This window comes from Streptomyces sp. NPDC005202 (assembly GCF_040608235.1).
GTDB lineage: Bacteria > Actinomycetota > Actinomycetes > Streptomycetales > Streptomycetaceae > Streptomyces.
On record NZ_JBEXHW010000024.1, the window covers coordinates 1 to 22,029 of the forward strand.

Genomic DNA, 22,029 nt, shown 5'->3' on the forward strand with positions numbered 1-22,029 from the left:
CAGTTGCACTCGCGTCACGGAAAAAGATCTACCGGTCCAGGGCCTCACCACGAGGGCAAATCGACAGATTGATCACGACCCGATACGCGCCCTAGCCGCATGGCCGCCTTGGTGCGGCCTGTGGCGACAAGCCCGCGCAGGCGGATCTCATGCAGGGAGAAGGGGTTGAACAGACTGGTGTGGTCGACCCGGTCGAGAAGGGCGTCGGTCTCCCTCATCACCCGGTCGAACAGCTCACCGTTGCCCAGTGCGCCGGCGGCCCGCGCGAGGAGAGGGAGGACAGCGGCACGAGCGGTCTCGTCCGGAGCGGTGGCTGCGGCGCGGCACAGCCGCTGGACGGCCGCGCCCCGCAGGCTGGCCTTGCGGAGTTCGTTGCCGTGCATGCGCAGCACGTATGAGGTCATACGCGCGTCGTCGAAGTACTCGGCGATCTCCAGGCTTTTGGCTGTCCAGTGCGCGGCGGTGGCGAGACGTTCCTCGGGCAGTACGTTGCCCAGGGCGACACCGAGGCCGACACGGGCCCGGGCGAGGAGGTGCAGGACGTCGCGCTCGGTGTGGCCCTCCTCGACGCGGGCTTCGAGGCGGGCGACGAGCGGCCACAACTCCGAGACCGCTTCTATGGCGTGCCCGGACTGTCGGGCGATCTCGGCGAGCCGGACAGTGGACTCGCCGAACTGCAGCATCGCCCGGTGGTCGGTGTCGGTCGGGTCGGTGACGCCGAGCACGTGCGGCGGCAACTGCAGCGCTTCGCAGATACGGCGCCGGGAGCTCACGTCGTCCAGGGACCGCTTCCCCAGCTCCAGAGCGGAGATGTACGTCTTGTCGTAGCCGAGGAGTTCACCGAGTGCGGTCTGGTTCAGGCTGTGCACGCGGCGGTAGAAGCGCAGGATGTCGGCCAGGTCTCCCGTTGCCAGGACTAATTGAGCCTGGGGTGTGGCCCAGTGCCACTGGGTGTGCCCGGCCGAGGGCCGGGGAAGCGGGAGCCGGTCCTCAACCGCGCGTGCAGCGATCTCGCCCCCGGCCATGCCGACTACATCCGCTCGTAGTCGTCCAGGGCCGCCGGGCTGGCGTTCCTCCGGCTGTACCAGGCGGTGATGGCCTGCTTGTATCCGTCGGGCATGTTCAGGTCCGGCACTTTGTCCGCGGTGAACATGCCCAGCTGCTTGTCTCGTGGCTGACGACCGGCGACCGTTCGGGGGTCAGCACGGTGCAGCCGTAGGTCACGATCAGTACGCGCCGACCCGGGATCGGCTGGTAGATCCACACGCCCCCGTCGATGAGCGGCCGGCCTTGACCTCCCAGCCGGTCTCCTCCTGGATCTCCCGCTCCAGGGCTGCCTCGGGGCTAGAGTCCGGCAGTTGGACTCCGTCGCCGGTGCCGACTTCCAGCCGCCCTCCGGGCAGCTCCCACTCATCGCGCTCGTTCCGTAGCAGCAGCACACGATCACGCGCGTCGAGCGCAACGCCTTTCACGGAGACGGGCCAGAGCGGCGGCGTGTACGTCATGACGGTCCTCGTCCTGCGGTGTGCGAGCCGGGCCTTCGGAACGTAGCACGGGCCCCTGAACTCATCGCCTGGTCACCCTATTTGTCCGAGTCGACAGTTTGTCGCTTTACCGCGCCCACTTCGCCTTCCCACTCTGATCCCACCGATCCCGATCGAAGGAGTACGGCGATGCCCGACGCCTCCACACGCTCCGAGAGGCTCTTCGCGGACCACTTCGTCAACCTTCGTGCTCCGCACGCCAGCGACGTGATCGCCGCACAGCTTCGTGAGACCGGCCTCGTCACCCTGGACGGAATGACCACTCGCCAGGAGGTCCTGTCGTTCGCCTCCCGGTTGATGGCGATCAGGCCCCACCCGCACGGCGCTCCGGACGGATTGACCCTGATCCACAACACCGGCAACCACGCCCACCGCGCCGGCTTCGCCGGACTCGGCAACGGCGAACTCCTCCCCCACACGGAGAGGTCGGGCACGCCCACCCCTCCGCGTCTGATCCTCCTGGTCTGCCTGCAGCCGGCATCCGCAGGCGGCGAGACGCTCCTCGCGGACGGACGTGATGTACACGCCCGCCTGGTCAGCGAGAACCGCGCAGCAGCGGTCGCGCTCTGCCAGCCCCGGACCGCTTACTTCGGTGCGGGCGCCAGCCACGCCTCCCAGGTCTTCACCGCCCAGGCGGACGGGCGCATCTCCATACGACTGCGACAGGACGGTCTGGCCCGCTGGAGCCCCATCGTCCAGCCCTACCTGCCCGTTGCTCCGCAGCGCCATCACCGCCAGTCAGCGTCGCCTCACGCTTCGGACCGGGCAGGGCTATCTGCTGGACAACCACCGCTGGCTGCATGCCCGCACGCGTTTCACGGGGGACCGGCGACTCCTGCACGCGCTGGGCGAACCTCGCTTCGCTCTGCCCGACGGATTCACGCCTTGCCCGACCGCATCCGTGCTGCCCAGGACGAGCGAGGCCGTCTGATGCGCGCGCGAGAGGAGGTGACAGTCATGGCCGAGGCCAGCCTGCCTGCTCTCCGGGCCGTGATGGTCGACAGACGCACCGGCCGCATCGGCCGGGTCATGGGCAGCGAGGGGCCCTACGTGCAGCTTCGCCCCCTCAACGGGGGCAAGGAGTGGGACGTTCCGCCCGACCAGCTGCGAACACCCACACCAGCCGAGGAGATGAGCGTCAAAGTCGCCGTGGCGAACGGGCGGTGGGGTCGGTGAGCCCGAGTGCCACCAGTCGACACAACCGGTCCCGGCACGCCTGGCGGCACACGTGATGCGGCGGGCCATCGCCTGGCTGGGTCGTTTCGCCGGTCCGCTGCTGATCGTTGCGATCTCCGCGTCATGCGGCTTCGTGATCGGCGTGGCGGTTGCCAGCGCCCCGGCCAACCCCTGACTGCCGGTTCCTTCAGACCCGGCCCCTGAGTTCCCGTCCCTGCCGGACGTAGCCGATCGAGACGCTCCCCCACGTCGAGAAGCCGCGGCAGGGGCGGGGTCGCAAGCCCCGCCCCGGGCGGATCAATCGCCCGCGCACTTGGACAGGTCGAGCGCCGTCCGGGGCGGGTCCGCAATGCAGCTCATCGTCATAGGAGGACTCCATGCCGAACAGCAGCACCACCCCGGCGGCCGAGCCGGCACCGACGGGCCTGGTCAAGGCACGCCGCCGCATCCAGGCCGCCCGCGAGCGGGGCGTCACCCCGTCCGACGGTGGCAGCACCGGCCGCACCGACGGCAACGACTGATCAGGGAGGAGCGGCGTTGTCGCCGCTGAATCTGGCGGCTCACCTGGGCCCGGACGAGTTCCTGGCCCAGGTGCTCCACCGCCACCACCGCCACGTCCCCCGCGCCCTCACCGAGCCGGGCCGGCTGATCACCTGGGACGACGTCAACACCATCCTCGCCACCCACCGCCTGGAACCGCCCCGCTTCCGCCTCTCCGCCGACGGCGAGATGCTTCCCGCATACCGCTACACGTCCCCGGTCACCACCCGCCGGCACACCGTCTGGCAGCGCCTGCATCCCGCCGAGCTGCACGCCCGCCTCGCCGAGGGCGCCTCCTTGGTCATCGACGCCGTCGACGAACTGCACCCAGCCGTCGGCCGCGCGGCCATGGAGCTGGAGCAGTGGTTACGCACGGGCGTGCAAACCAACCTGTACGCGTCCTGGACCGCCCGTGAAGGCTTCGGCGTCCACTGGGACGACCATGACGTGCTCGTCGTCCAGATCGACGGCGCCAAACGCTGGAAGCTGTACGGTCCCACCCGCACCGCCCCCATGTACAAGGACACCGACGAACCGGAGCCCCCTCCCAGCCAACCGCTCACCGAGCTGGTCCTGCTCCCTGGCGACCTGCTGTATCTCCCGCGCGGCTGGTGGCACTCGGTCGCCGCCTCCGAAGGCGAGCACTCCCTCCACCTCACTTTCGGCATACAGACCTCCACCGGCGCCCAGCTGCTGCCCTGGCTCGCCGATGACCTGCGCCGTCACTCTGTCCTGCGCGAAGACCTGCCTGTGCACGCGGCGGCCGCGCAGCGGGCTGACTACCTGGAACGATTGCGCAAGCAGGTCACCGCAGCACTGGAAGATCCGGACGTGATCAGCCGGTACACGACGATGCGCGACGCCAGTGATCTCACCCGGCTGAGGCCGAGCCTGCCCCATGTCACCGGCCTCGCCGCCAACCCGAACACCCACGTCAGGCTGACCACCGCGCGCGCCCGGATCGAGCCGGCAGCCGACGGGAGATCGGTGGTGTTCCGGGCCTGCGACCACGAGTGGGAGATGGCCCAGGAAGCGCTGCCGCTGCTCACGCGACTGATCTCCGCTGTTCCCCATGCCGTCTCCCTCGGCGAACTGGCCGAGGCGGCCGACTTCTCTGTCGACGCCGTGGCAGCCGCCGTCTCCGAGCTGATGACGGGCCAAGCGATCACAGTGGAAGGCCAAGGGTGATGACGACAGCAGCCCTGGGGCTGGGCACCTACCGTCTCAAGCCCGCCGCCCTGAACGACGCAGCCGCACGCGCAGCCGCCGCCCCCGCCACCGCTTGGATCGATACCGCGCCCAACTACCTCGGCGGGTGAGCGCAGGAGCTACTCGCATCCTTCCTCGTCCGCCATCCGGTCCCGACCTCCACCAAGGTCGGATTCCTCACTGACCGGGCCGCGAAGGATGCCGTCTTCGACGGAGCGATCACCGGCGAGGATGCGGCATGGCGACACTGCCTGAGCGCCCCGTAGGTGCACTGGCAGTGCGCCCGCAACCGCACCGAACTCGGCCGAGACCACCTCGACCTCGTGTTCACGCACAACCCCGAGCATGCCGACGGCGACCCGTACGAAGCCCTCCATGACGCCTTCATCGCCCTCGAAGCAGAGGCAGCAGCCGGCACCCTGTCCGCCTACGGCGTTGCCACCTGGGACGGCTTCGAGACCGGCGCCCTGAGCATCCCCGCCCTTCACCAACTGGCCACCTCGGCCGCCGCGAGCGAGCAACACCATCTGAAAGCCATCCAGCTGCCGGTGTCCCTCGTCACCGCAACCGCCTTCTCCCAAGCCCTGGACGGTGAGGGTCCCATCGCCCAGGCATCAGAACGCGGCTGGCAGGTATTCACGTCGGCCCCCCTGTTCGGCGGCGAACTGCCACACCTTGCCACCCGCGAACTCACCGAGTTGCTGAACCCGGACCTCAGCACAGCGCAGGCATGCCTGCTCGCGGCAGCGTCCTGCCCCGGAGTGACACGGACCCTGCTCTCCACCTCCAGTCCGGCACACTGGGCCGAGGCACGAGAGGCTCTGCGCTTCCCGGCCATCCCGGTCCCTACCCTGCGGAAGGTGCTGGATGTACTCGCCGCCGGCTGACCCAGCGGATCAGCAGCGCATGCGCCGGGCGTTCGCGCGGTCGGCCCTGCTTCTCGACGTCACGGTCACCGGCCCCGAAGCCTGGGGCTGGTACGGCCGCACCCTCAGCCACCGTGTCGAGCATCCGGACCGTGGTGTCTGCTGGCTGAGACTGATCTCCGCACCGCACGACCGAGCGGCGGGGAAGATCTGGGAGGGCAACCGGACGGCAGCGGCGCTGTTCGACGGACGCATCCACAAGCCATTCCTGTACGACACCATCGAGTCGAGCAGGGAGGGCTACACGTACCAGGCCGAGCTGCACCAGTAGGTCGACGAGCCCATCTGCTCTCCCGGCCCTGTCCTGCGTACCCCGCTGGATCCACCGACCTCGTGGTGGGACTCCCTCCGCACCGATCTCGAGTACGTCAGCAGAACGGTCACCGACCGTGTGGCGGTCCGGCAGGAGTGGGTGGACCGCTCGGTCCCCCGCTTCCTCGGCATGCCCAGCCCGCGTATCACCGACTGGGCGACAGCCCACGGGGATCTGCACCCGGCCAACCTGACCACCAGCCCCTACCTCCTCGATTGGGAAGGCTTCGGGCTGGCACCCGTCGGCTACGACGCTGCCATGCTCCTGGCGTACTGCCTGCTCGTCCCCGATGTCGCCCAGCGTGTCCGTGACACCTTCCCCATCCTCGATACGGCGCTCGGACGCGTGGCACAGATCATCGTCGTCACCGAGCTACTACAGTCCGCCTCGCGCGGGGACCACCCCGAACTCGTTCCAGCGCTCACGGCCTTGGCCGCCGACCTGACCTGATCAGCACTGAGGAGTGCCAACTCCCCATGAAGGACACCCAAGGCCGCGTCCGCAACCTCAACCTCTACCGCCAGTACTTCGACCTCGTCGCCGCGGGCGACAAGACCGTCGAAGTACGCGTCAAGTACCTGCACCTCGCCGACCTCGCAGCGGGCGACACCATCCGCTTCCACATCAAGGGCGCCCACGAGACCTGTGAGGTCGTGGTCAAACGCGTAACCGAGTACGACAGTTTCGATGCCCTGCTCGACGGCGCGGGACCGGCGAGCCGAGGCGTTCGGCCAGCTCGATGGCGGCGGGGTGCGCGGTGTTCCACAGGGTGCTGAAGGGGATGCGGTTCAGCTGTCGCTCGGCCGTCTTGGCGAACTCGGGGCCGTAGGAGTAGCCGAGCTGGGCGCAGAACAGGGCGGACAGGCCGTCGATGTAGCGCTCCCGGCCGCGTCGTGGAGGTAGACGCCTTCGCCGCGTTCGGGCAGGAACACGTCCTGGCCGTTGCGCAGGTTGGCGTGCTGACCGAAGTGCAGGAGGAGGTGGTTGCGGGCTGCTGTCTGCAGCTGGGCAGCGTTGAGCGTGGTGGAGGGCATGCGGAATCTCTCCGAGGGGGTGGGCGGGCACACGTGGAGCGGGTGGTGGCGTCAGTCCTGGTCGGCGCGCGTCAGGTCGCGCACGGCCGAGTCCAGGTGCGCGTTGACGGCGTCCAGCAGGGCCTGTTCGTCCTCGCCCTGGAGCAGGGCGAGCAGCTGCTGGTGCTCGGCGACGAGCAGGTCCTGCTCCGGGTAGAAGTCCATGAGGCTGGCCAGGCAGATACGGGTCTCGGCGAGCAGGGTGGTGAACATCCTGCTGAGCCTCGGGCTCTCGGCGGCCTCGACGAGAGCGCTGTGGAAGGCCAGGTCCTGCTCGGCGATGAGACGGCTGTCGCCGCGGCCCGCCGAGGAACGCATCTCCTCCACCACGGTCGCGAGGCGGTCCAGGTGCGCCTGGGACTTGCTGCGGTGCAGCTGGGTGGCCGCCTCGCGTTCGATCGCACGCCGGGCCGTGTAGATGTCCTTGATGTCGGCGGCGTCCAGCTCGACGACGAACACGCCCCGGTTGGGGATGTTGGTCAGCAGCCCTTCTTGGACCAGTCGCTGGAGTGCTTCCCGCACGGGGCCGCGACTGACGCCCAGGCGGGTCGCCAGCTGCGGCTCGATCATCCTGCTGCCCGGTGCGAAGGCGCCGGCGACGATCTGCTCCCGCAGCCGGTCGGCGATGAGCGCGGGAGTGCTCCGCAGGTTGACGGGGGTGAGTTCGTCGAGTCCCGGCTGTGACACAGCTCCTGCCCCCTTTCGCGGCTCCCTCGAGACGGACCTGGCAGACATGACGGTACTCATCACGCGGACCGGTCCCGCACGGGAGTGGCGATGTACTTGTACTCCAGGAACTCCTCGATGCCCACACGTCCGCCTTCCCGGCCCAGGCCGGACTGCTTGACGCCGCCGAAGGGCGCGGCCGGGTTGGAGACCAGGCCGGTGTTCAGGCCGACCATGCCGACCTCCAGCCGCTCGCTGACGTCCAGGGCGCGGTCGAGGTCCTGGGTGAAGACGTAGCCGACGAGTCCCCAGTCGGTGTCGTTGGCCAGGCGCACGGCCTCGTCCTCGTCGTCGAAGGCGATGACCGGGGCCACGGGGCCGAAGATCTCGGTGGTCAGCATGTCGCTGTCGGGGCTGACCTGGGCCAGCACGGTCGGCGGGTAGAAGTGACCGGTGTCCTGCGGCGCGACACCGGCGGCGACGACCTTGGCGCCCTTGGCGACCGCGTCCTCGACGAGCGAGACGACCTTCTGCTTGCTGGCGGCGTCGATGAGGGGGCCGACCTGGACACCGTCGCGGGTGCCCGGACCCACGGTGAGGGCGGCCATGCGCGAGGCGAGGCGCTCGGCGAACTCGTCGGCGACGCTGCGGTGGACGAACAGGCGGTTGGCCGCCGTGCACGCCTCGCCCATGTTGCGCATCTTCGCCGTCATCGCGCCTTCGACGGCGACATCGAGGTCGGCGTCCTCGAAGACGATGAAGGGGGCGTTGCCGCCCAGCTCCATGGACGTGCGGATCACCGTGTCCGCGCACTGCGCGAGCAGCAGCCTGCCCACGGCGGTGGAGCCGGTGAAGGACAGCTTGCGGATACGGCCGCCACGCAGGGCCGGTTCGACCACTTCCTGGGCGCGGGTGGTGGTGACGACGTTGAGCACGCCGTCGGGCAGCCCGGCCTCTTGGAGGATGCGCGCCAGCGCGAGGCTGGACAGCGGCGTCTGGGGTGCCGGCTTGAGGATCATGGTGCAGCCAGCGGCCACCGCGGGCCCGATCTTGCGGGTGCCCATCGCCAGCGGGAAGTTCCACGGCGTGATCAGCATGCAGGGACCGACCGGCTGCCGCGTCACCATGATGCGGTTGCGCCCGTCGGGCGTGGTCGACATACCGCCGTCGATGCGGACGGCCTCCTCGGAGAACCAGCGGAAGAACTCGGCGGCGTACGCCACCTCACCGCGCGCCTCGGCGAGCGGCTTGCCCATCTCCAGGGTCATCAGCAGCGCCAGCTCGTCCGTGCGCTCCACGATCAGCTCGTAGGCACGGCGCAGGATCTCGCTGCGCGCCCGCGGCGCGGTCCGGGCCCAGGACTCCTGTGCGGCCACCGCGGCCTCGACCGCGCGGGCGCTGTCAGCGGCACCCGCGTCGGCGATCTCGCACAGCTGGGTCTCGGTGGCGGGGTTCTCCACGCCGAAGGTACGGCCGTCGGCTGCCGGGACCCACTGGCCCCCGATGAACAGCTGCCGGGGAACGTTCGCGATGACGTCCGTCTTCGTGTCTGCCATGTCGCTCTCCAAATTTCAGGAGCCGGAAGGGGATGAGGGGTCGTCCAGGAGCTGCGCCAGGTGGGTGGCGCCGGGGCGGTCGTCTCCGACGAGGTGCTCGATCTGCATCTGGCAGCTGAACCCGTCGGCCAGGACCGGCGTGCCGAGGTCGGCGGCCTCCAGCCGGGGACGCAGGGCCTGGTCGGCGACGGCCATCGACAGGTCGTAGTGATCGTGCTCGAAGCCGAAGTTGCCGGCCACGCCGCAGCAGCCGGTGGCCTCGGTGACCTTCTGGATGCCGAGGTCGCGCAACAGCTCCCGCTGCTGTCCGGCGCCGAAGACGGCGTACTGGTGGCAGTGGGTCTGCAGGACCACCTCGTCGGGCACGTGCTCGGGACGCCACCCTTCGGCCACGCGCTCGGCGAGTGCCCCGGTGAAGGTCCGCACCCGCGCGGCGACCCGGCGTGCCGCGTCGCTGTCCACCAGCTCCGGCAGGTCCTTGGCGAGGGCGGCGGCGCAGCTCGGTTCCGTGACCACGATCGGTCCCTCGGACGCGTCGAGCGCGGCGGCGGTGCGCTCCAGCACGCGGCGGGCGATGCCGAGCTGGCCGGTCGTGATCCAGGTCAGGCCGCAGCACACGTCGCCGCGGGCCTCGGTGGGCAGGTCGGCCTCGGCCAGGACCCGGGAGGCCGCTCCCGCCAGTTCGGGGCGGAACGCCTTGGTGAAGGAGTCCACCAGGAGTACGGCGGCGGCCGCCTCGGCCGGGGCCAGACCCTGCTGCCATGCGCGCCGCCCGTGGAACGCGGGCAGGCTCCGCTTCGTGGTGACCCCACCCAGGCGGGCGATCCAGGGGCCGAGACGGCTGCCCATCACCGCGTTGACCAGCTTCGGCATGCGCCCGGCGAGCGCCGTCCACATCGGCAGCCAGCCGAGCGAGTAGTGCGACAGCGGGCGCAGGCGCCCCTTGTAGTGGTGGTGCAGGAACTCGGACTTGTACGTCGCCATGTCGACGCCGACCGGGCAGTCGCTGGAGCACGCCTTGCACGACAGGCACAGGTCGAGCGCCTCGCGGGTCTCGCGGGAGCGCCAGCCGCCGGGCAGTGCGCCGCGCAGCATCTCCTGCAAGGTGCGGGCACGGCCGCGGGTGGAGTGCTGTTCGTCGCCGGTGGCCCGGTAGCTGGGGCACATGACCCCGCCGGTGTGGCTGCGGCAACGGCCCACGCCCACGCAGCGGTTGGCTGCCGCGGTGATGCCGTCCGGGTCCTCCAGCAGGGCGAACACCGTCGACGGGGTGGTGGTGCGGCCCGTGTTCAGGGCGAGGTCCGCGTCCAGGGGCCGAGGGTCGACGAGGATGCCCGGGTTGAGCAGGCCCTCGGGGTCCCAGGCGTGCTTGAAGGCGGCGAAGGCGTCCAGCATCGGCCGGTCGTACATCTCCGACAGCAGCTCACTGCGGGCCCGGCCGTCGCCGTGCTCGCCGGACAGGGTGCCTCCGTGCCGTACGACGAGGCGGGCGGCCTCGGTGAGGAAGGCCCGCATGACGGCGCGGCCGTCCTCGGTGTCGGGGCGGAAGTCGAGGCGTGCGTGGACGCAGCCCGCGCCGAAGTGGCCGTAGAGCACGCCGGTGAGCCGGTGCTCGGCCATGAGGGCGCGGAAGTCACGCAGATAGCCCGCCAGTTGGTCGGGGGCGACCGCCGCGTCCTCCCAGCCGGGCCACGACGCGCTGCCGTCGGTCAGGCGGGCGGCCAGGCCCGCGCCGTCCTCGCGGACCCGCCACAGGGAGGCCCGCTCGGCGCGGTCGGTGATCAGGCGGCCGGAGACCATCCGGCCCGCGGCCTTCAGCTCGTCCAGGAGGCGTTCGGCGTCCGCGGCGACCTGCTGCGGGTCCTCGCCGTCGAGGTCGACGTACAGCCAGGCCCGCCCTTCGGGCAGTCCGGTCACCGAGGCGGGGCCGCGGCGGTGGCGCATGGTGGCCACGATCGCCTCGTCCAGGCCCTCGACGGCGGCCGGGGAGAACTTCAGGATCAGCGGCACGTCCTCGGCCGCGTCCACGACATCGTCGTAGCCGAGTGCGATGAGCAGCGCGGCCGGCGGTTTCGGCAACAGGCGGACGCTCGCCGATACCACCGTGGCGCAGGTGCCCTCGGTGCCGGCGAGGGCGCGGACGACGTCGAAGCCGTTCTCGGGCAGCAGGTGCTGTAGCTGGTAGCCGGAGACCTGGCGCGGGATGCGGCCGAGGGTCAGGCGGATCGCTGCCAGGTTGGTGTCGACGATGCCGCGCAGGGCGGCCGTCAGTTCCGCCACCCGCTCCCGGCCCGCCTCGTCCACGGCGTGCAGTCCGTCGCGGTCGGCGACGGCGCGGGTGCCGTCGGCCAGGACCAGGTCGAGGGCGAGAAGGTGCTCGCCGGTGCGGCCGTAGCGCACGGAGTGGTTGCCGCACGCGTCGTTGCCGATCATGCCGCCGATGGTGCAGCGGCTGTGCGAGGACGGGTCGGGGCCGAAGACCAGCCCGTACGGGGCGGCGGCGTCCTGGAGGGCGTCCAGGACGATGCCTGCCTCGACGCGCGCCGTCTGTGCGGTCGCGTCGATGTCCAGGACGCGCCGCATGTGACGGGAGAGGTCCAGCACGAGGCCGGTGCCGACGGCGTTGCCGGCCATGCTGGTGCCCGCGCCTCGGGAGGTGACCGGCACGCCGAGCCGGTGGCAGACCCGGTGCGCGCCGGCGACCTCGTCGGCGTCGGCGGGGAACGCCACGGCCAGCGGCGGCACCCGGTAGTTGGACGCGTCGTAGGCGTACTGGGCGCGCCGCCCGCCGGAGGTGTCGACCCTCAGGGACGGCACCTCTCGGCGCAGGGCCTCCAGCAGGACCTCAGGGGAGGGGGCGGTGCTGGTCATGACGTTGCGGCCGTGCCCTTGTCGACGGCCGTCCGCCAGGCGGTCAGTCCCTCGTCGACGGCGGTCTCGTCGATGACCAGCGCCGGGATCATGCGCACGACGTTGTTCCACGGGCCGCACAGCAACAGCAGCAGCCCCTCCTCGGCGGCGGCCTGCTGCACCCGGGCGGCGGTGGCCGGGTCCGGGTCGCCGTCGGCGGTGACGAACTCGTTGGCGAGCATCAGGCCGAGGCCGCGGACGTCGGCGATGCCCGGCGTCGTACGGGCGACCTCCTCCAGGCCGGCGCGCAGCCGCTGCCCCACGACGTCGGCGTTCTCCACCAGCTTCTCGTCGCGGATCACGTCGAGGGTGGCGACGGCGGCCGCGCACGCGACGGCGTTGCCGCCATAGGTGCCGCCCTGGGAGCCGGGGTACGCCTTGCTCATCAGCTCTCGGGAGGCGGCGATACCGGACAGCGGGAAGCCGCTGGCCAGTCCCTTGGCGATGGTGATGATGTCGGGACGGACGTCCTCGGCGTGGTCGTGGCCCCAGAAGCGGCCGGTGCGGCCGAAACCGGTCTGGATCTCGTCCAGCACGAGCACGATGCCGTGACGGTCGGCGCGCTCGCGCAGCCCGCGCAGGAAGGCGGGGTCGGCCGGGATGTAGCCGCCCTCGCCGAGCACGGGCTCGACCACGAAGGCCGCCGTCTCCTGCGGGGCGGTGACGGTCTGGAGGAGGTAGTCGAGCTCGCTGAGCGCGAAGCGCGTCGCGGTCTCCTGGTCCCAGCCGTAGCGGAAGGCCGTAGGGAACGGCGCTACGGCGACGCCTCCCATCAGCGGGGAGAAACCGGTGCGGAAGCGGGTGCCCGACGTGGTCATCGAGGCGGCCGCGACGGTACGGCCGTGGAAGCCGCCGTGGAAGACGACGATGTTCGGGCGGCCGGTGGCCTGCCGGGCCAGCCGCAGCGCCGCCTCGACCGCCTCGCTGCCGGAGTTGGAGAAGAACAGGCTGTCCAGGCCGGCGGGCAGCACGTCCCCGAGCCGCTCGACGAGCTGCTGCAATGGCTGGTGCATCACGGTCGTGTACTGGCCGTGGATGAGCTTGCCGATCTGCTCCTGCGCGGCGGCGACCACGCGCGGGTGGCAGTGGCCGGTGCTGGTGACGCCGATGCCGGCGGTGAAGTCCAGGTAGCGGCGGCCGTCGGTGCCGTAGATGTGGACGCCCTCGCCGCGTTCGACGGTGACGGGGGTGGCTTGGCGCAGGTGCGGGGACAGGCTGGTCATGCGCGGACTCCTTGGACGGGGTGGGCTGCGGGACGTGCCGGGCACCGGGGACACGCGGAACGGCGCCCGGCACGGATCGGGGCCAGGGTTCAGCCGTTGAACTTCTGGTGGACCTCGTTGACGGTGGCCGCCAGGTCGGTCAGGTCGTGGCGCACCGCGTGCGCGATCGAGGGGTCGTCGCTCTCGTTCAGCCGGTTGATCCACACGCGGGTGATGTCGAGCTCGCTCGCCGGGACCATGTCGTGGAAGTAGCTCTGCGCCACGTGCACCCAGCGGTCGCGGGTGACACCGAGGGACTTCTCGAAGTACTGGAAGTGGTTGTGGGCCGGCTTGTAGGCGCCGGAGTCCTCGGCGGTGACGATCGCGTCGAACTGGATCTGCAGACGGCGCTGGGTCTCGCCGATGAGGACGCGGTCGCAGTTGGTGAGCAGGGCGAGGTTCCAGCCGGCCTCCTGCAGCTCGCGCAGGGCCTGCCGCGTGTCGGGGAAGACCCGCCAGAACGGGAAGCCGGCCGTCACGGCGCGGAAGTCCTCCTCCACCAGGTCGAGCTTCGCCTCGGCGGCCGTGCGCTTCAGGGCCTCCGCCAGGACGTCGCTGTAGTACATGCCGGGGTGCTCGCGCTGCACCTGCGGCTCATGGCGGTTGTAGACGTCCAGCAGCTCCCAGCCCTTGCCGGGCGCGACCAGCTCGATACCGGTGGCGATGCCGTGGCGCCAGTCCACGAGGGTGCCGAAACAGTCGAAGGTGACCCAACGCTTCTCGCTCATTGATCTTTCTCCGGGTTCTCAGTGGTGCGGGGTTCTCAGCGGGGTTTCTCAGAGGGGGCGGGCGGTGTCCCCGGGATGAACCGCGAGCACCGGCAGTGCCAACAGTCGGATCGTCTACGATTCCGCGCGGCGCGTCTTTCGACAGCGGTCCAGAAAACGCGGCGCCTTCTTTCAACAGATGCACATGGTTCGCCGTCGCACGGGCGCTCTACGGTCCTCGGCACCAGCGGCACCTCGCGAAGCCGCCCTTCCCCTTCCCTTCCTTCTCCCCGTCCCGAACCTGTCGGAGACCCGCGATGCCGCCCCCTGCCCGCTCCTGCGAAACCGTCGCAGTCGGCGCCTCTCCCTCCCCGCCCTCACGGCAGCGCCCGCCCACCGGCCGCGCTGCCGCCGCCACCGCCGGTGGTGCCGTCATCTGGGGCACCCTCGGACCGGTGGCGGCCCTCTTCCCGGCCGGACACCTGCTGCACATGGCGGAGCTGCGCCTGCTCATCGGCACCGCGGCTCTGCACCTCCTGGCCCGACGACGACGCTCACCTCATGTGCGCTGGCAGCGACGGGAGTTGATGGCTGTCGCCCTCGGCTCCATGGCCGTGTCCGGCTTCTCCGTGTGCTACTTCCATGCCGTCGAACTGTCGGGTGTGGCCACCAGCACGGTGATCGCCATCGGAGGCGCCCCGATCCTGGCGGGCCTCACCGCCCGGTTCGTGACGCGGCGGCCCGTCAGCCGCACCTGGGCCGTGGCCACCGCCGTGGCCGTCACCGGCATCGCCCTGGTGTCGCTGCCCGGCGGCGCCCTCGCCTTCAGCCTGCCCGGCACCGCACTCGCGGCACTGGCGGCCGCCCTGTACGCCGCGCAGGCCGACACCATCCAGGCCGTCGCCCGCCGGCACGGACCCGCCACCGCGGTGGCGGCCATCTTCGGCGGCGCGACGCTCGCCCTCACGCCCTGGCTGCCCGGCGCCGTGCCCTGGGCGGCCGCCGACCTCGGGCGCCTGGCCGGCGTGGTCTACCTCGGCGTGTTCACCACCGCCGTCGCCTACGCCCTGTTCGCCCACGGTGTCACCCGCCTCGGCGCACCGACCGCGGTCACCATCTCCCTGCTGGAGCCGGCCACCGCCGCCGTCCTGGCCGCCGTATGGCTGCACCAGGACCTTTCCGCCGTGCGCTGGGCCGGCATCGTCCTCGTCCTCGGCGGTCTCGCCCTAATGATGCGCCCGCAGCGGACCGGACGCCCTTCCGTCTGATCACCCTGGGGCTCCGCCCCGGGCACCCGTCGGACCCATCCCTGAAAGGGACCATTCGTGCAGCAACTCCAGCCCGGCCTCAAAGGCCGCCATCTGAGCATGATCGCCATCGGGGGAGTCATCGGCGCCGGCCTGTTCGTCGGCTCGGGGGCCGGCATACGAGCCACCGGCCCCGCCATCCTCCTCTCCTACGCCCTCGCCGGGTTCCTGGTCGTCCTGGTGATGCGCATGCTCGGCGAGATGTCCGCGGCCTCGCCGTCGACCGGTTCCTTCTCCTCGTACGCCGACCGGGCCATGGGCCGCTGGGCTGGCTTCACCATCGGCTGGCTGTACTGGTGGTTCTGGGTGGTGGTGCTCGCCGTCGAGGCGACCGCGGGCGCCTCGATCGTGCACAACTGGATCCCCGCCCTGCCCGCCTGGCTGGTCGCCCTGGTGGTGATGGCCGTACTGACCGCCACCAATCTGTACTCGGTCGGCTCCTACGGCGAGTTCGAGTTCTGGTTCTCGGCCATCAAGGTGGGCGCCATCGTGGTCTTCATCGCCCTGGGCGGCCTGGCCGTCTTCGGCCTGCTGCCCGGCACCGAGGCGGTCGGCATGGCCAATCTCACCGGACGCGGCGGCTTCTTCCCGCACGGGGGCGGAGCGGTCGTCACCGGCATGCTGACCGTCGTCTTCGCCTTCATGGGCAGCGAGATCGTCACCATCGCCGCCGCCGAGTCCAAGGACCCCGGCCGAGCCGTCGCCAAGGCCATCGCCAGCGTCATCTGGCGCATCCTGGTGTTCTACCTGGGCTCGATCGCCGTCGTCGTCACCCTCCTCCCCTGGGACAGCAGCAAGACCGGAACCAGTCCGTACGTCGCCGTCCTGGAGCACATCGGCATTCCGGGCGCCGCTCCCGTCATGGACTTCATCGTGCTGACCGCGGTGCTGTCCTGTCTCAACTCCGGTATCTACACCGCCTCCCGGATGGCCTTCTCCCTCGCCGAGCGCGGCGACGCGCCCCGCTCGTGGACGCGGGTGACCTCCCGCGGCGTCCCGCGCCGGGCGATCTGGGCCTCCGTCGCCTTCGGTTTCCTCGCCGTCGGCCTCAACTACTACTCCCCCGACCTCGCCTTCACGTTCCTGCTCAACTCCTCCGGCGCGGTGGCCCTGTTCGTCTGGCTCGTGGTCGCCGTGTCACAGCTGCGACTGCGCCGTCGCTTCGAACGTGAGGCGCCCGAGCGGCTGGTGCTGCGCATGTGGGGCTTCCCCGTCCTGACGTGGGTCGCCATCGTCGGCATCCTGGCCGTCCTGGTCACCATGCTGTTCGACACGTCCGCGCGGCCCCAGCTGCTGTGGTCGGTCGGCGTCGCGCTGGTGGTGCTGCTGTGCGCGTGGGCCCGGCAGAAGCGGCACGCAGTACCTGCTTCCACGCTCGCGCAGCCGGCCGACCCGCAGGAGGAGCCGGTCCACTGACCGGCAGGCGCTCCACCGCACTCAACGCGCAGGAGGACCAGACAGTGCAGCTTTCCCCCGATCTCACCTCCCGGCGTACCGCAGTGGGTCTTCTCGCTGGTGCTGATGACCCTGCTCACCGCGTCGAACCTCGTCTCGACCCGCTCCTTCGGCGAGACCGAGTTCTGGCTGTCGTCCATCAAGGTCGTCACGATCGTCGTCTTCCTGGTCACCGGCACCCTCTTCGCGCTGGGCCTGTGGCCAGGAGCCACCCTGTCGGTCGGCAACGTCGCCCTGGACGGATTCGCCCCCCACGGCATCTCGTCCGTCCTGCACGGCATCGTGCTGGTGATCTTCGCCTACGTCGGCACGGAGATCGTCACCATCGCCGCGGCGGAGTCCGCCGACCCGGTGAAGTCGATGGTCAAGGCGACGTCCGCCACCGTATGGCGCGTGATCACCTTCTACGTCGGCTCGGTGACCCTGCTCGTGATGATCACGCCGTGGGACCAGGTCCCGACCCAGACCAGCCCTTACGCCGCCGCCTTCGGCAAGCTGGGGATCCCGGCTGCGGCGACCATCATCAACGTGGCCGTCCTCACCACGGTGCTGTCGGTCCTCAACTCCGGGCTGTACACCGCTTCCCGGATGCTCTTCGCTCTCCAGCGCAACAGGTGGGCGCCCCGCTGGGTCGCCGACCGGGGCCGTAAGGGCACCCCCTGGAAGGCCATCCTGACCTGCACCTCCGCCGGTTACGTCGCCGTCGCCATGAGCTATGTCGCCCCGGACACCATCTTCGACTTCATCATCAACTCGGCGGGTGCGGTGGGCCTGTTCGTCTACGCGATCATCGCCGGGTCGCAGCTGAGGATGCGCCGGAAGCTGAAGGCGGAGGCCCCCGAGCGGCTCAAGCTGCGGATGTGGCGCTACCCGTATCTGAGCTGGGTCACCCTCGCGGCCATCGTGGGAGTGGTGAGCTCTATGCTCCTGGTCCAAGACGCCCGCTCCCAGCTGTACCTGAGCGTGCTGAGCCTGGCGGCCATCCTCGCGACGTACCTGATCGTGCGATACCGGCAGAAGGCCGCCACCGGTCGCTATCAGGCACGACCGACCGCCCGCCCTGCGAAGGGGGCGGGCGGTCAGTCGTCTGTCAGCGCCGTGACCGCGCTGTCCAGGTGCGCCCGCATCCGCTCCCGCGCCACAGCGGCGTCCCCCGCCTCCAGGGCGTCCAGGAGCTGATCGTGCTCGTCAATCAGGTCGGCGCGGCATGGGTAATGGGCCTCCAACTGGACCAGGCACATCCGTGCCTCCTCTAGCAGACCGTGGAAGAGCCGGCCCAGCCGCGCGCTGCCCGCGGCCTCGACCAGCGCCGCATGAAAGGCGAGATCGGCCTCGGTCACCTCGCTCCAGGGGGCATCGTCGGGCAGATCCCGCATACGGTCCATCGCCTGCCGCACCGGCTTCAGGCGTGCCGGTGTCCGCTCGCCGGCGCACAGATGGCCGACCACGTGCAGCTCGACGGCTTCCCGCGCGAAGTACACGTCGCGCATGTCCGCGCGGCTCAGCTCCGGCACCACGGCCGAGCGGCCGGTGTCGCGGCGCAGGACCCCGCGCTCCACCAGATGCTGCACCGCCGTGCGCACGGTGGGACGGGCCACCTTGAATCGCTCGGCCAGCTCCACCTCCGGCAGCTTCGAGCCCGGCGGCAGGTCGCCGTTGAGGATCTGCCTACGCAGTTCCTCGGTCAGTGCCTGCACGGCGGTGACGCGTTGCAGCACGGCGCATCCCCTCACTCATGCCTTCGGAGAAGGGATTGTCACACAGTCATCCAGTACAGCCCCCGCTCGGTGTGGACCGGGGACATGCGTGATGCGCCCCGGGCGGGACAGCATGCCGGGGCGCATCGGGCGACCGCGGGTCAGGGCGAGGCCGGGCTGTCCACCGGGGCGGCCGCACAGTCCGGGTCCGTGGTGCGGGTCCGGCGCTCCGGGCTGAGGTCCTCGAGCGTGCGCCCCTTGGTGGCGAGCCCCAGCGAAAGGACGGTCAACGCACCCGCCAGCAGGACGACCGACGTGACGCCGAAGACGGCGTTCAGGCCGCCCTGCGCCGCCGCGGCGGTGAAGGCGAACGGGGCGATGATGCCGCCGATACGGCCAAAGGCGGAGGCGGTCCCCTGCCCGGTGGCGCGAATCTCGGTGGGGTAGGTCTCGGGCGTGTACGTGTAGAGCAGGGCGTAGACGCCGTTCATGAACAGCGACAGCGCGGCGCCGAAACCGATGATCGCGCCGCTGGAGTCGGACAGCGCCATGCCGAGGGCGGACAGCGTCGCTCCGGACAGGTACAGGGCGATGGACCGCTTGCGGTCGAGGTACTCGGACAGGAACGCGGCGCTGAAGTAGCCGGGGATCTGGGCCAGGTAGATGTACAGCACGAAGCTGAACGACTTCACGACCGTCATGCCGCTGTCCGCCAGCAGCTTGGGCATCATCGTGAAGAAGCCGTAGTAGGCGAAGGTGAGGCAGAACCACATCACCCAGGCCACGAAGGTCCGCTTGGCGTAGGGGCCGCTCCACAGCACGGCGAGCTTCTTCCCCATGGAGGCATGGGCGAGGTGACCGGTGGCCGACACCGAGTCCGGCTCCGCGGGAACGGGCGGCAGGGCCGCACCGGTCTCCTTGCGCACCGCCTCCTCCAGCGCGCCGACCACCTGCTCCGCCTCCTCCACACGGCCCTTGCACAGCAGGTAGCGCGGGGATTCCGGCATGGACCGCCGCCACCAGATGACCACCAGGATGGGCACGGCCAGGATGAGCTGGGCGTACCGCCACCCGTCGTCGAACGGTGAGATCACGTACCGGCCGATCAGCGCGGACACGACGTACCCGAAGGAGAAGAAGCCGGCGACCGCGCCGATGAACCGGCCACGGTGGCGACCGGGCACGAACTCCGACAGGTAGGGAGCGATGATCGCGCTCTCCGCCCCGATACCGGCGCCGGCCAGCACCCGGAAGGTGAACAGAACCCAGTAGTTGGGGCTGAACGCGGCGACCAGCGTCATGCCCGTGTACACGATGAGTGAGCCGAGCATCACCTTCTTCCGGCCCAGCTTGTCACCCAGCGTGCCTGCGGTGAGGGCCCCGAACAAGAACCCGATGAGCAGCGCGCTGGCCAGCAGGGAGATCTGGCCGGCGCTCAGGGCCCACTGCTGGGCGACCACCGGCAGGATGAAGGCGATGATCGCCGCGTCGGCACCGTCGAAGGTGTAGCCGAGACCACCGATGATCAGGAGTCTGCGATGGATGCGGCTCAGAGGCAGACGTTCGAGCCGTGCGATGTGGTTCATGTCGGTCCTCGGGATCGGGGGCGCTGGGGCTGTGGGCCGGGCCCGAACGAAGAGGGAGGGAGGAGCCAGAAGCGGTGAACGCCGCTGGTGGGAAGGACCGTAGAAGCCCTGGAAGACCGGAAACATGTGCACCGGTTCCGAGTTCGCCCGCGTCCCTTTGGGCATCGGACGAAAAACTCCCGGTTGCCTGCGCGCTACGTCCAGGCCGCGTCGCGCTGAACCGGTCCCGGGACCGCCAGCCAGGCGGTGCTGCACCAGCCGAGCTCCGTGCTCTCGGCTTCCCAACGCTCCGCCAGCACGTCCACCATCAGCAGCCCACGGCCGTGCTCGTCGTCCGCCAGGGCGGGCTCTTCCGAGGCCGGACCTCACCGGAATCACGGACGGACAGCGTGAGGCACCGGTCTGACACCGACATCAGCACATAGAGCTCGCTACGACCATGCACCACGGCGTTGGCCGTGAACTCGCCCAGGACGGCCATCGCCGCATCGCGCGTGTCGTCCGACAGCGGCCACCTGCCGAGCGCCGACCGGGCGAACGAGCGGACCGAGCCGAGCCACCTCGCCTCGGCCGGGAAGGCCGCGAGGGCGGCGTCCTGCAACAGGACGCCGCCCTCGGGCTGGGAGGTGCGGGTGCGCGCGCTCGCGCCGGGACGGGTCGATCCGCGTGCCGGGGCGGCATCATTGCGGTGGTCATGGCACAACAACTTCCGGTTCCAGCGCCGGCCGCCGGGCCTGCGGGGACGAGACGGATGAGACGGACGAGGCAGAGGACAGGCCGACCCGATCGACCACCACCTGGCCGTCCTTGACCACGAGGTGGATACGACCGCTGTCCTGGAGGACCGAGATGTCGTCGAGGGGATCCCCGTCGACAACGACCAGATCGGCGATCTTCCCCGGAGCGAGCGTGCCGAGGTCGTCGGCGAGCCCCAGCAGCTCGGCGTTGGTGCGCGTCGCGGCCACGACCGCGTCCATCGGCCCCAGCACGGATGCCTTCAGCTGCAACTCCAGTGCTTTGAAGGGCTGGTGCGCGCCGAGGACGTCGGAGCCGGAGCCGATGCGTACGCCCTTGTCGCGCAGGATGCGCAGGGCCTCGTACGCCCGCTCCAGCACATGGGCGGCCTGGGCGGCGCTGTCGGCCGTAAGACCCTGCTCCTGCCCGTCACGGACCAGCAGGTCGAACGTGGCGATGGTGGGAACGGCGAAGGTGCCGGCCGCGGCCATCGCCTCGGCGGCCTCCTCGTCGACCAGGTTGGCGTGCTCGATGCTGCGCACGCCGGCCGCGACACAGGTCCGGATCGACTCGGGGGTGTAGCCGTGCGCCATGACGTAGGTGTGCCGGGCCCGCGCCTCATGGACGATGGCCGCGATCTCCTCGGCGGTGAACTGCGTGTGGGTCACGTGGTCGGTCGGGGACGTGCAGCCGCCCCCGGCCATGATCTTGATCTGGTCCGCTCCACGACGCAGCACCTCGCGGGCACCCCACTGGCACTGCGCGACGCCGTCAACGACCACGCCGGGGTGGTACAGGCCGTCGCTGCGCCGCTGCCGGTCCTGCTCCTCGGCCGGGCGGAAATCGCTGTGCCCACCGGTCTGGCTCAGGGGGCCGGTCGCAAGGAACATCCGGGGGCCGGGGACAAGCCCTGCCTCCACCGCCTGCTTGAACCCGTAGTCCGTGAACCCGGCGTCCCGCACGGTGGTGAAGCCGGCGGCCAGGGTCTGGCGCATGTTGGCGAAGGTCTTCGCGGCCAGGACGGGGCGGGAGACGGTGTCCACCAGGTTGAGCATCTCGGTCGCCGCGAGGTGGGTGTGGGCGTCGATCAGGCCCGGCAGGACGGTACGGCCGTCGGCGTCGATGACCTGGTTACGGCCGGTGTCGACAGCGGACCGGCCCATGCCCGTGATGCGCCGGCCTTCGACACGGATCCACCCTGTCTCGACGGGGTCGGCCCCGCTGCCGTCGATGATCCGGGCATTGACCAGGTAGAACGTGTCCACGTCGGGCTCCTTCGCGGGTGTACCAGCAGGCTGCTGCTCACGCTAGGAACCGCGTACGAGCCGAACCATGGACAACCGTTGCGAGGAACGCCCCCCGCCGTA

At 70.4% G+C, this 22,029-nt stretch carries 25 protein-coding genes and 1 pseudogene; 13 read left to right on the forward strand and 13 right to left on the reverse strand.

Annotated features, from left to right (window positions below; translation table 11 throughout):
- Positions 1–44: 44 nt before the first annotated feature.
- The 3 genes from ABZV31_RS27245 to ABZV31_RS27255 all read right to left on the reverse strand — a co-directional run bounded on the left by ABZV31_RS27245 (position 45) and on the right by ABZV31_RS27255 (position 1,505).
- On the reverse strand, positions 45–1,025 hold the full coding sequence (locus ABZV31_RS27245; protein ID WP_355898873.1) for a helix-turn-helix domain-containing protein: 981 nt from the start codon (positions 1,023–1,025) through the stop codon (positions 45–47).
- A gap of 5 nt (positions 1,026–1,030) precedes the next feature.
- A complete protein-coding gene (locus tag ABZV31_RS27250; RefSeq protein WP_355898876.1) occupies positions 1,031–1,153 on the reverse strand; it encodes a hypothetical protein in 123 nt (40 codons plus the stop codon).
- Between the two features lie 73 nt (positions 1,154–1,226).
- Positions 1,227–1,505: an NUDIX domain-containing protein gene (locus tag ABZV31_RS27255; RefSeq protein WP_355898879.1), complete on the reverse strand. Its 279-nt coding sequence runs from the start codon at positions 1,503–1,505 to the stop codon at positions 1,227–1,229.
- Between the two features lie 168 nt (positions 1,506–1,673).
- On the opposite strand from ABZV31_RS27255, the pseudogene ABZV31_RS27260 reads away from it, so the two are divergent.
- The 10 genes and pseudogenes from ABZV31_RS27260 to ABZV31_RS27305 all read left to right on the forward strand — a co-directional run.
- A pseudogene (locus ABZV31_RS27260) lies at positions 1,674–2,147 on the forward strand (TauD/TfdA family dioxygenase); the annotation flags it as partial.
- On the forward strand, positions 2,062–2,475 hold the full coding sequence (locus ABZV31_RS27265) for a hypothetical protein (RefSeq protein ID WP_355899110.1): 414 nt from the start codon (positions 2,062–2,064) through the stop codon (positions 2,473–2,475). The pseudogene ABZV31_RS27260 and the gene ABZV31_RS27265, both read left to right, overlap by 86 nt.
- Positions 2,476–2,501: 26 nt before the next feature.
- Positions 2,502–2,720, forward strand: coding sequence for a hypothetical protein (locus ABZV31_RS27270; RefSeq protein WP_355899113.1), 219 nt, complete (start codon positions 2,502–2,504; stop codon positions 2,718–2,720).
- Positions 2,721–3,097: 377 nt separating this feature from the next.
- Positions 3,098–3,241, forward strand: a complete 144-nt coding sequence (locus tag ABZV31_RS27275; RefSeq protein WP_355898882.1) for a hypothetical protein — start codon at positions 3,098–3,100, stop codon at positions 3,239–3,241.
- A 16-nt stretch (positions 3,242–3,257) separates the two neighbouring features.
- Entirely contained in the window at positions 3,258–4,448 is a 1,191-nt protein-coding gene (locus tag ABZV31_RS27280) for a cupin domain-containing protein (protein ID WP_355898884.1), read from the forward strand.
- Positions 4,448–4,579, forward strand: a complete 132-nt coding sequence (locus tag ABZV31_RS27285; RefSeq protein WP_355898886.1) for a hypothetical protein — start codon at positions 4,448–4,450, stop codon at positions 4,577–4,579. The genes ABZV31_RS27280 and ABZV31_RS27285 overlap by 1 nt, the downstream gene beginning before the upstream one ends.
- A gap of 156 nt (positions 4,580–4,735) precedes the next feature.
- The gene (locus ABZV31_RS27290; protein ID WP_355898889.1) at positions 4,736–5,356 is read left to right on the forward strand and encodes a hypothetical protein; all 621 of its coding nucleotides are present in this window, start codon (positions 4,736–4,738) and stop codon (positions 5,354–5,356) included.
- A gap of 19 nt (positions 5,357–5,375) precedes the next feature.
- Positions 5,376–5,666 (forward strand): hypothetical protein, encoded by a 291-nt coding sequence (locus ABZV31_RS27295; protein ID WP_355898892.1) that lies wholly within the window; start codon positions 5,376–5,378, stop codon positions 5,664–5,666.
- Between the two features lie 120 nt (positions 5,667–5,786).
- The gene (locus ABZV31_RS27300) at positions 5,787–6,158 is read left to right on the forward strand and encodes a phosphotransferase (protein WP_355898895.1); all 372 of its coding nucleotides are present in this window, start codon (positions 5,787–5,789) and stop codon (positions 6,156–6,158) included.
- Between the two features lie 26 nt (positions 6,159–6,184).
- A complete protein-coding gene (locus tag ABZV31_RS27305; RefSeq protein WP_355898897.1) occupies positions 6,185–6,484 on the forward strand; it encodes an ASCH domain-containing protein in 300 nt (99 codons plus the stop codon).
- 12 nt (positions 6,485–6,496) lie between these two features.
- Here the strand turns inward: ABZV31_RS27305 and ABZV31_RS27310 are convergent, their stop codons facing one another.
- From ABZV31_RS27310 to ABZV31_RS27335, 6 genes are all read right to left on the reverse strand, one after another.
- Positions 6,497–6,742: a hypothetical protein gene (locus tag ABZV31_RS27310; RefSeq protein WP_355898900.1), complete on the reverse strand. Its 246-nt coding sequence runs from the start codon at positions 6,740–6,742 to the stop codon at positions 6,497–6,499.
- A gap of 51 nt (positions 6,743–6,793) precedes the next feature.
- Complete coding sequence (locus ABZV31_RS27315) at positions 6,794–7,468, reverse strand: GntR family transcriptional regulator (RefSeq protein WP_355898902.1); 675 nt, start codon at positions 7,466–7,468, stop codon at positions 6,794–6,796.
- A gap of 59 nt (positions 7,469–7,527) precedes the next feature.
- Positions 7,528–9,003, reverse strand: a complete 1,476-nt coding sequence (locus ABZV31_RS27320) for an NAD-dependent succinate-semialdehyde dehydrogenase (protein WP_355898904.1) — start codon at positions 9,001–9,003, stop codon at positions 7,528–7,530.
- 15 nt (positions 9,004–9,018) lie between these two features.
- On the reverse strand, positions 9,019–11,874 hold the full coding sequence (locus ABZV31_RS27325) for an FAD-binding and (Fe-S)-binding domain-containing protein (RefSeq protein WP_355898907.1): 2,856 nt from the start codon (positions 11,872–11,874) through the stop codon (positions 9,019–9,021).
- Entirely contained in the window at positions 11,871–13,136 is a 1,266-nt protein-coding gene (locus ABZV31_RS27330) for an aminotransferase class III-fold pyridoxal phosphate-dependent enzyme (RefSeq protein ID WP_355898909.1), read from the reverse strand. Before ABZV31_RS27330 ends, ABZV31_RS27325 begins: the two co-directional genes overlap by 4 nt.
- Positions 13,137–13,225: 89 nt before the next feature.
- Positions 13,226–13,903 (reverse strand): HAD family hydrolase, encoded by a 678-nt coding sequence (locus tag ABZV31_RS27335; protein ID WP_355898912.1) that lies wholly within the window; start codon positions 13,901–13,903, stop codon positions 13,226–13,228.
- Between the two features lie 296 nt (positions 13,904–14,199).
- On the opposite strand from ABZV31_RS27335, the gene ABZV31_RS27340 reads away from it, so the two are divergent.
- From ABZV31_RS27340 to ABZV31_RS27350, 3 genes are all read left to right on the forward strand, one after another.
- Complete coding sequence (locus tag ABZV31_RS27340; RefSeq protein ID WP_355898914.1) at positions 14,200–15,150, forward strand: EamA family transporter; 951 nt, start codon at positions 14,200–14,202, stop codon at positions 15,148–15,150.
- Between the two features lie 99 nt (positions 15,151–15,249).
- A complete protein-coding gene (locus ABZV31_RS27345; protein ID WP_355899115.1) occupies positions 15,250–16,605 on the forward strand; it encodes an amino acid permease in 1,356 nt (451 codons plus the stop codon).
- A gap of 60 nt (positions 16,606–16,665) precedes the next feature.
- Positions 16,666–17,823 carry an amino acid permease gene (locus tag ABZV31_RS27350; protein WP_355899117.1) on the forward strand — a complete coding sequence of 386 codons (1,158 nt, stop codon included), beginning with the start codon at positions 16,666–16,668 and terminating at the stop codon, positions 17,821–17,823.
- Here ABZV31_RS27350 and ABZV31_RS27355 read toward each other — a convergent pair.
- The 4 genes from ABZV31_RS27355 to ABZV31_RS27370 all read right to left on the reverse strand — a co-directional run bounded on the left by ABZV31_RS27355 (position 17,724) and on the right by ABZV31_RS27370 (position 21,927).
- Positions 17,724–18,362 (reverse strand): GntR family transcriptional regulator, encoded by a 639-nt coding sequence (locus ABZV31_RS27355; protein WP_355898916.1) that lies wholly within the window; start codon positions 18,360–18,362, stop codon positions 17,724–17,726. The genes ABZV31_RS27350 and ABZV31_RS27355 overlap by 100 nt on opposite strands.
- 140 nt (positions 18,363–18,502) lie before the next feature.
- Positions 18,503–19,927, reverse strand: a complete 1,425-nt coding sequence (locus tag ABZV31_RS27360; RefSeq protein WP_355898919.1) for an MFS transporter — start codon at positions 19,925–19,927, stop codon at positions 18,503–18,505.
- A 307-nt stretch (positions 19,928–20,234) separates the two neighbouring features.
- Positions 20,235–20,630: an ATP-binding protein gene (locus tag ABZV31_RS27365; RefSeq protein ID WP_355898921.1), complete on the reverse strand. Its 396-nt coding sequence runs from the start codon at positions 20,628–20,630 to the stop codon at positions 20,235–20,237.
- Positions 20,620–21,927, reverse strand: coding sequence for an amidohydrolase family protein (locus ABZV31_RS27370; RefSeq protein WP_355898924.1), 1,308 nt, complete (start codon positions 21,925–21,927; stop codon positions 20,620–20,622). Before ABZV31_RS27370 ends, ABZV31_RS27365 begins: the two co-directional genes overlap by 11 nt.
- Positions 21,928–22,029 lie beyond the last annotated feature (102 nt).

Coding starts and splice junctions, on each gene's coding strand:
- ABZV31_RS27245 (WP_355898873.1), bottom strand. CDS start 1,025: ATGGCCGGGGGCGAGATCGCTGCACGCGCGGTTGAGGACCGGCTCCCG.
- ABZV31_RS27250 (WP_355898876.1), bottom strand. CDS start 1,153: ATGTTCACCGCGGACAAAGTGCCGGACCTGAACATGCCCGACGGATAC.
- ABZV31_RS27255 (WP_355898879.1), bottom strand. CDS start 1,505: ATGACGTACACGCCGCCGCTCTGGCCCGTCTCCGTGAAAGGCGTTGCG.
- ABZV31_RS27265 (WP_355899110.1), top strand. CDS start 2,062: ATGTACACGCCCGCCTGGTCAGCGAGAACCGCGCAGCAGCGGTCGCGC.
- ABZV31_RS27270 (WP_355899113.1), top strand. CDS start 2,502: ATGGCCGAGGCCAGCCTGCCTGCTCTCCGGGCCGTGATGGTCGACAGA.
- ABZV31_RS27275 (WP_355898882.1), top strand. CDS start 3,098: ATGCCGAACAGCAGCACCACCCCGGCGGCCGAGCCGGCACCGACGGGC.
- ABZV31_RS27285 (WP_355898886.1), top strand. CDS start 4,448: ATGACGACAGCAGCCCTGGGGCTGGGCACCTACCGTCTCAAGCCCGCC.
- ABZV31_RS27295 (WP_355898892.1), top strand. CDS start 5,376: ATGCGCCGGGCGTTCGCGCGGTCGGCCCTGCTTCTCGACGTCACGGTC.
- ABZV31_RS27305 (WP_355898897.1), top strand. CDS start 6,185: ATGAAGGACACCCAAGGCCGCGTCCGCAACCTCAACCTCTACCGCCAG.
- ABZV31_RS27310 (WP_355898900.1), bottom strand. CDS start 6,742: ATGCCCTCCACCACGCTCAACGCTGCCCAGCTGCAGACAGCAGCCCGC.
- ABZV31_RS27320 (WP_355898904.1), bottom strand. CDS start 9,003: ATGGCAGACACGAAGACGGACGTCATCGCGAACGTTCCCCGGCAGCTG.
- ABZV31_RS27325 (WP_355898907.1), bottom strand. CDS start 11,874: ATGACCAGCACCGCCCCCTCCCCTGAGGTCCTGCTGGAGGCCCTGCGC.
- ABZV31_RS27330 (WP_355898909.1), bottom strand. CDS start 13,136: ATGACCAGCCTGTCCCCGCACCTGCGCCAAGCCACCCCCGTCACCGTC.
- ABZV31_RS27335 (WP_355898912.1), bottom strand. CDS start 13,903: ATGAGCGAGAAGCGTTGGGTCACCTTCGACTGTTTCGGCACCCTCGTG.
- ABZV31_RS27340 (WP_355898914.1), top strand. CDS start 14,200: ATGCCGCCCCCTGCCCGCTCCTGCGAAACCGTCGCAGTCGGCGCCTCT.
- ABZV31_RS27345 (WP_355899115.1), top strand. CDS start 15,250: ATGATCGCCATCGGGGGAGTCATCGGCGCCGGCCTGTTCGTCGGCTCG.
- ABZV31_RS27360 (WP_355898919.1), bottom strand. CDS start 19,927: ATGAACCACATCGCACGGCTCGAACGTCTGCCTCTGAGCCGCATCCAT.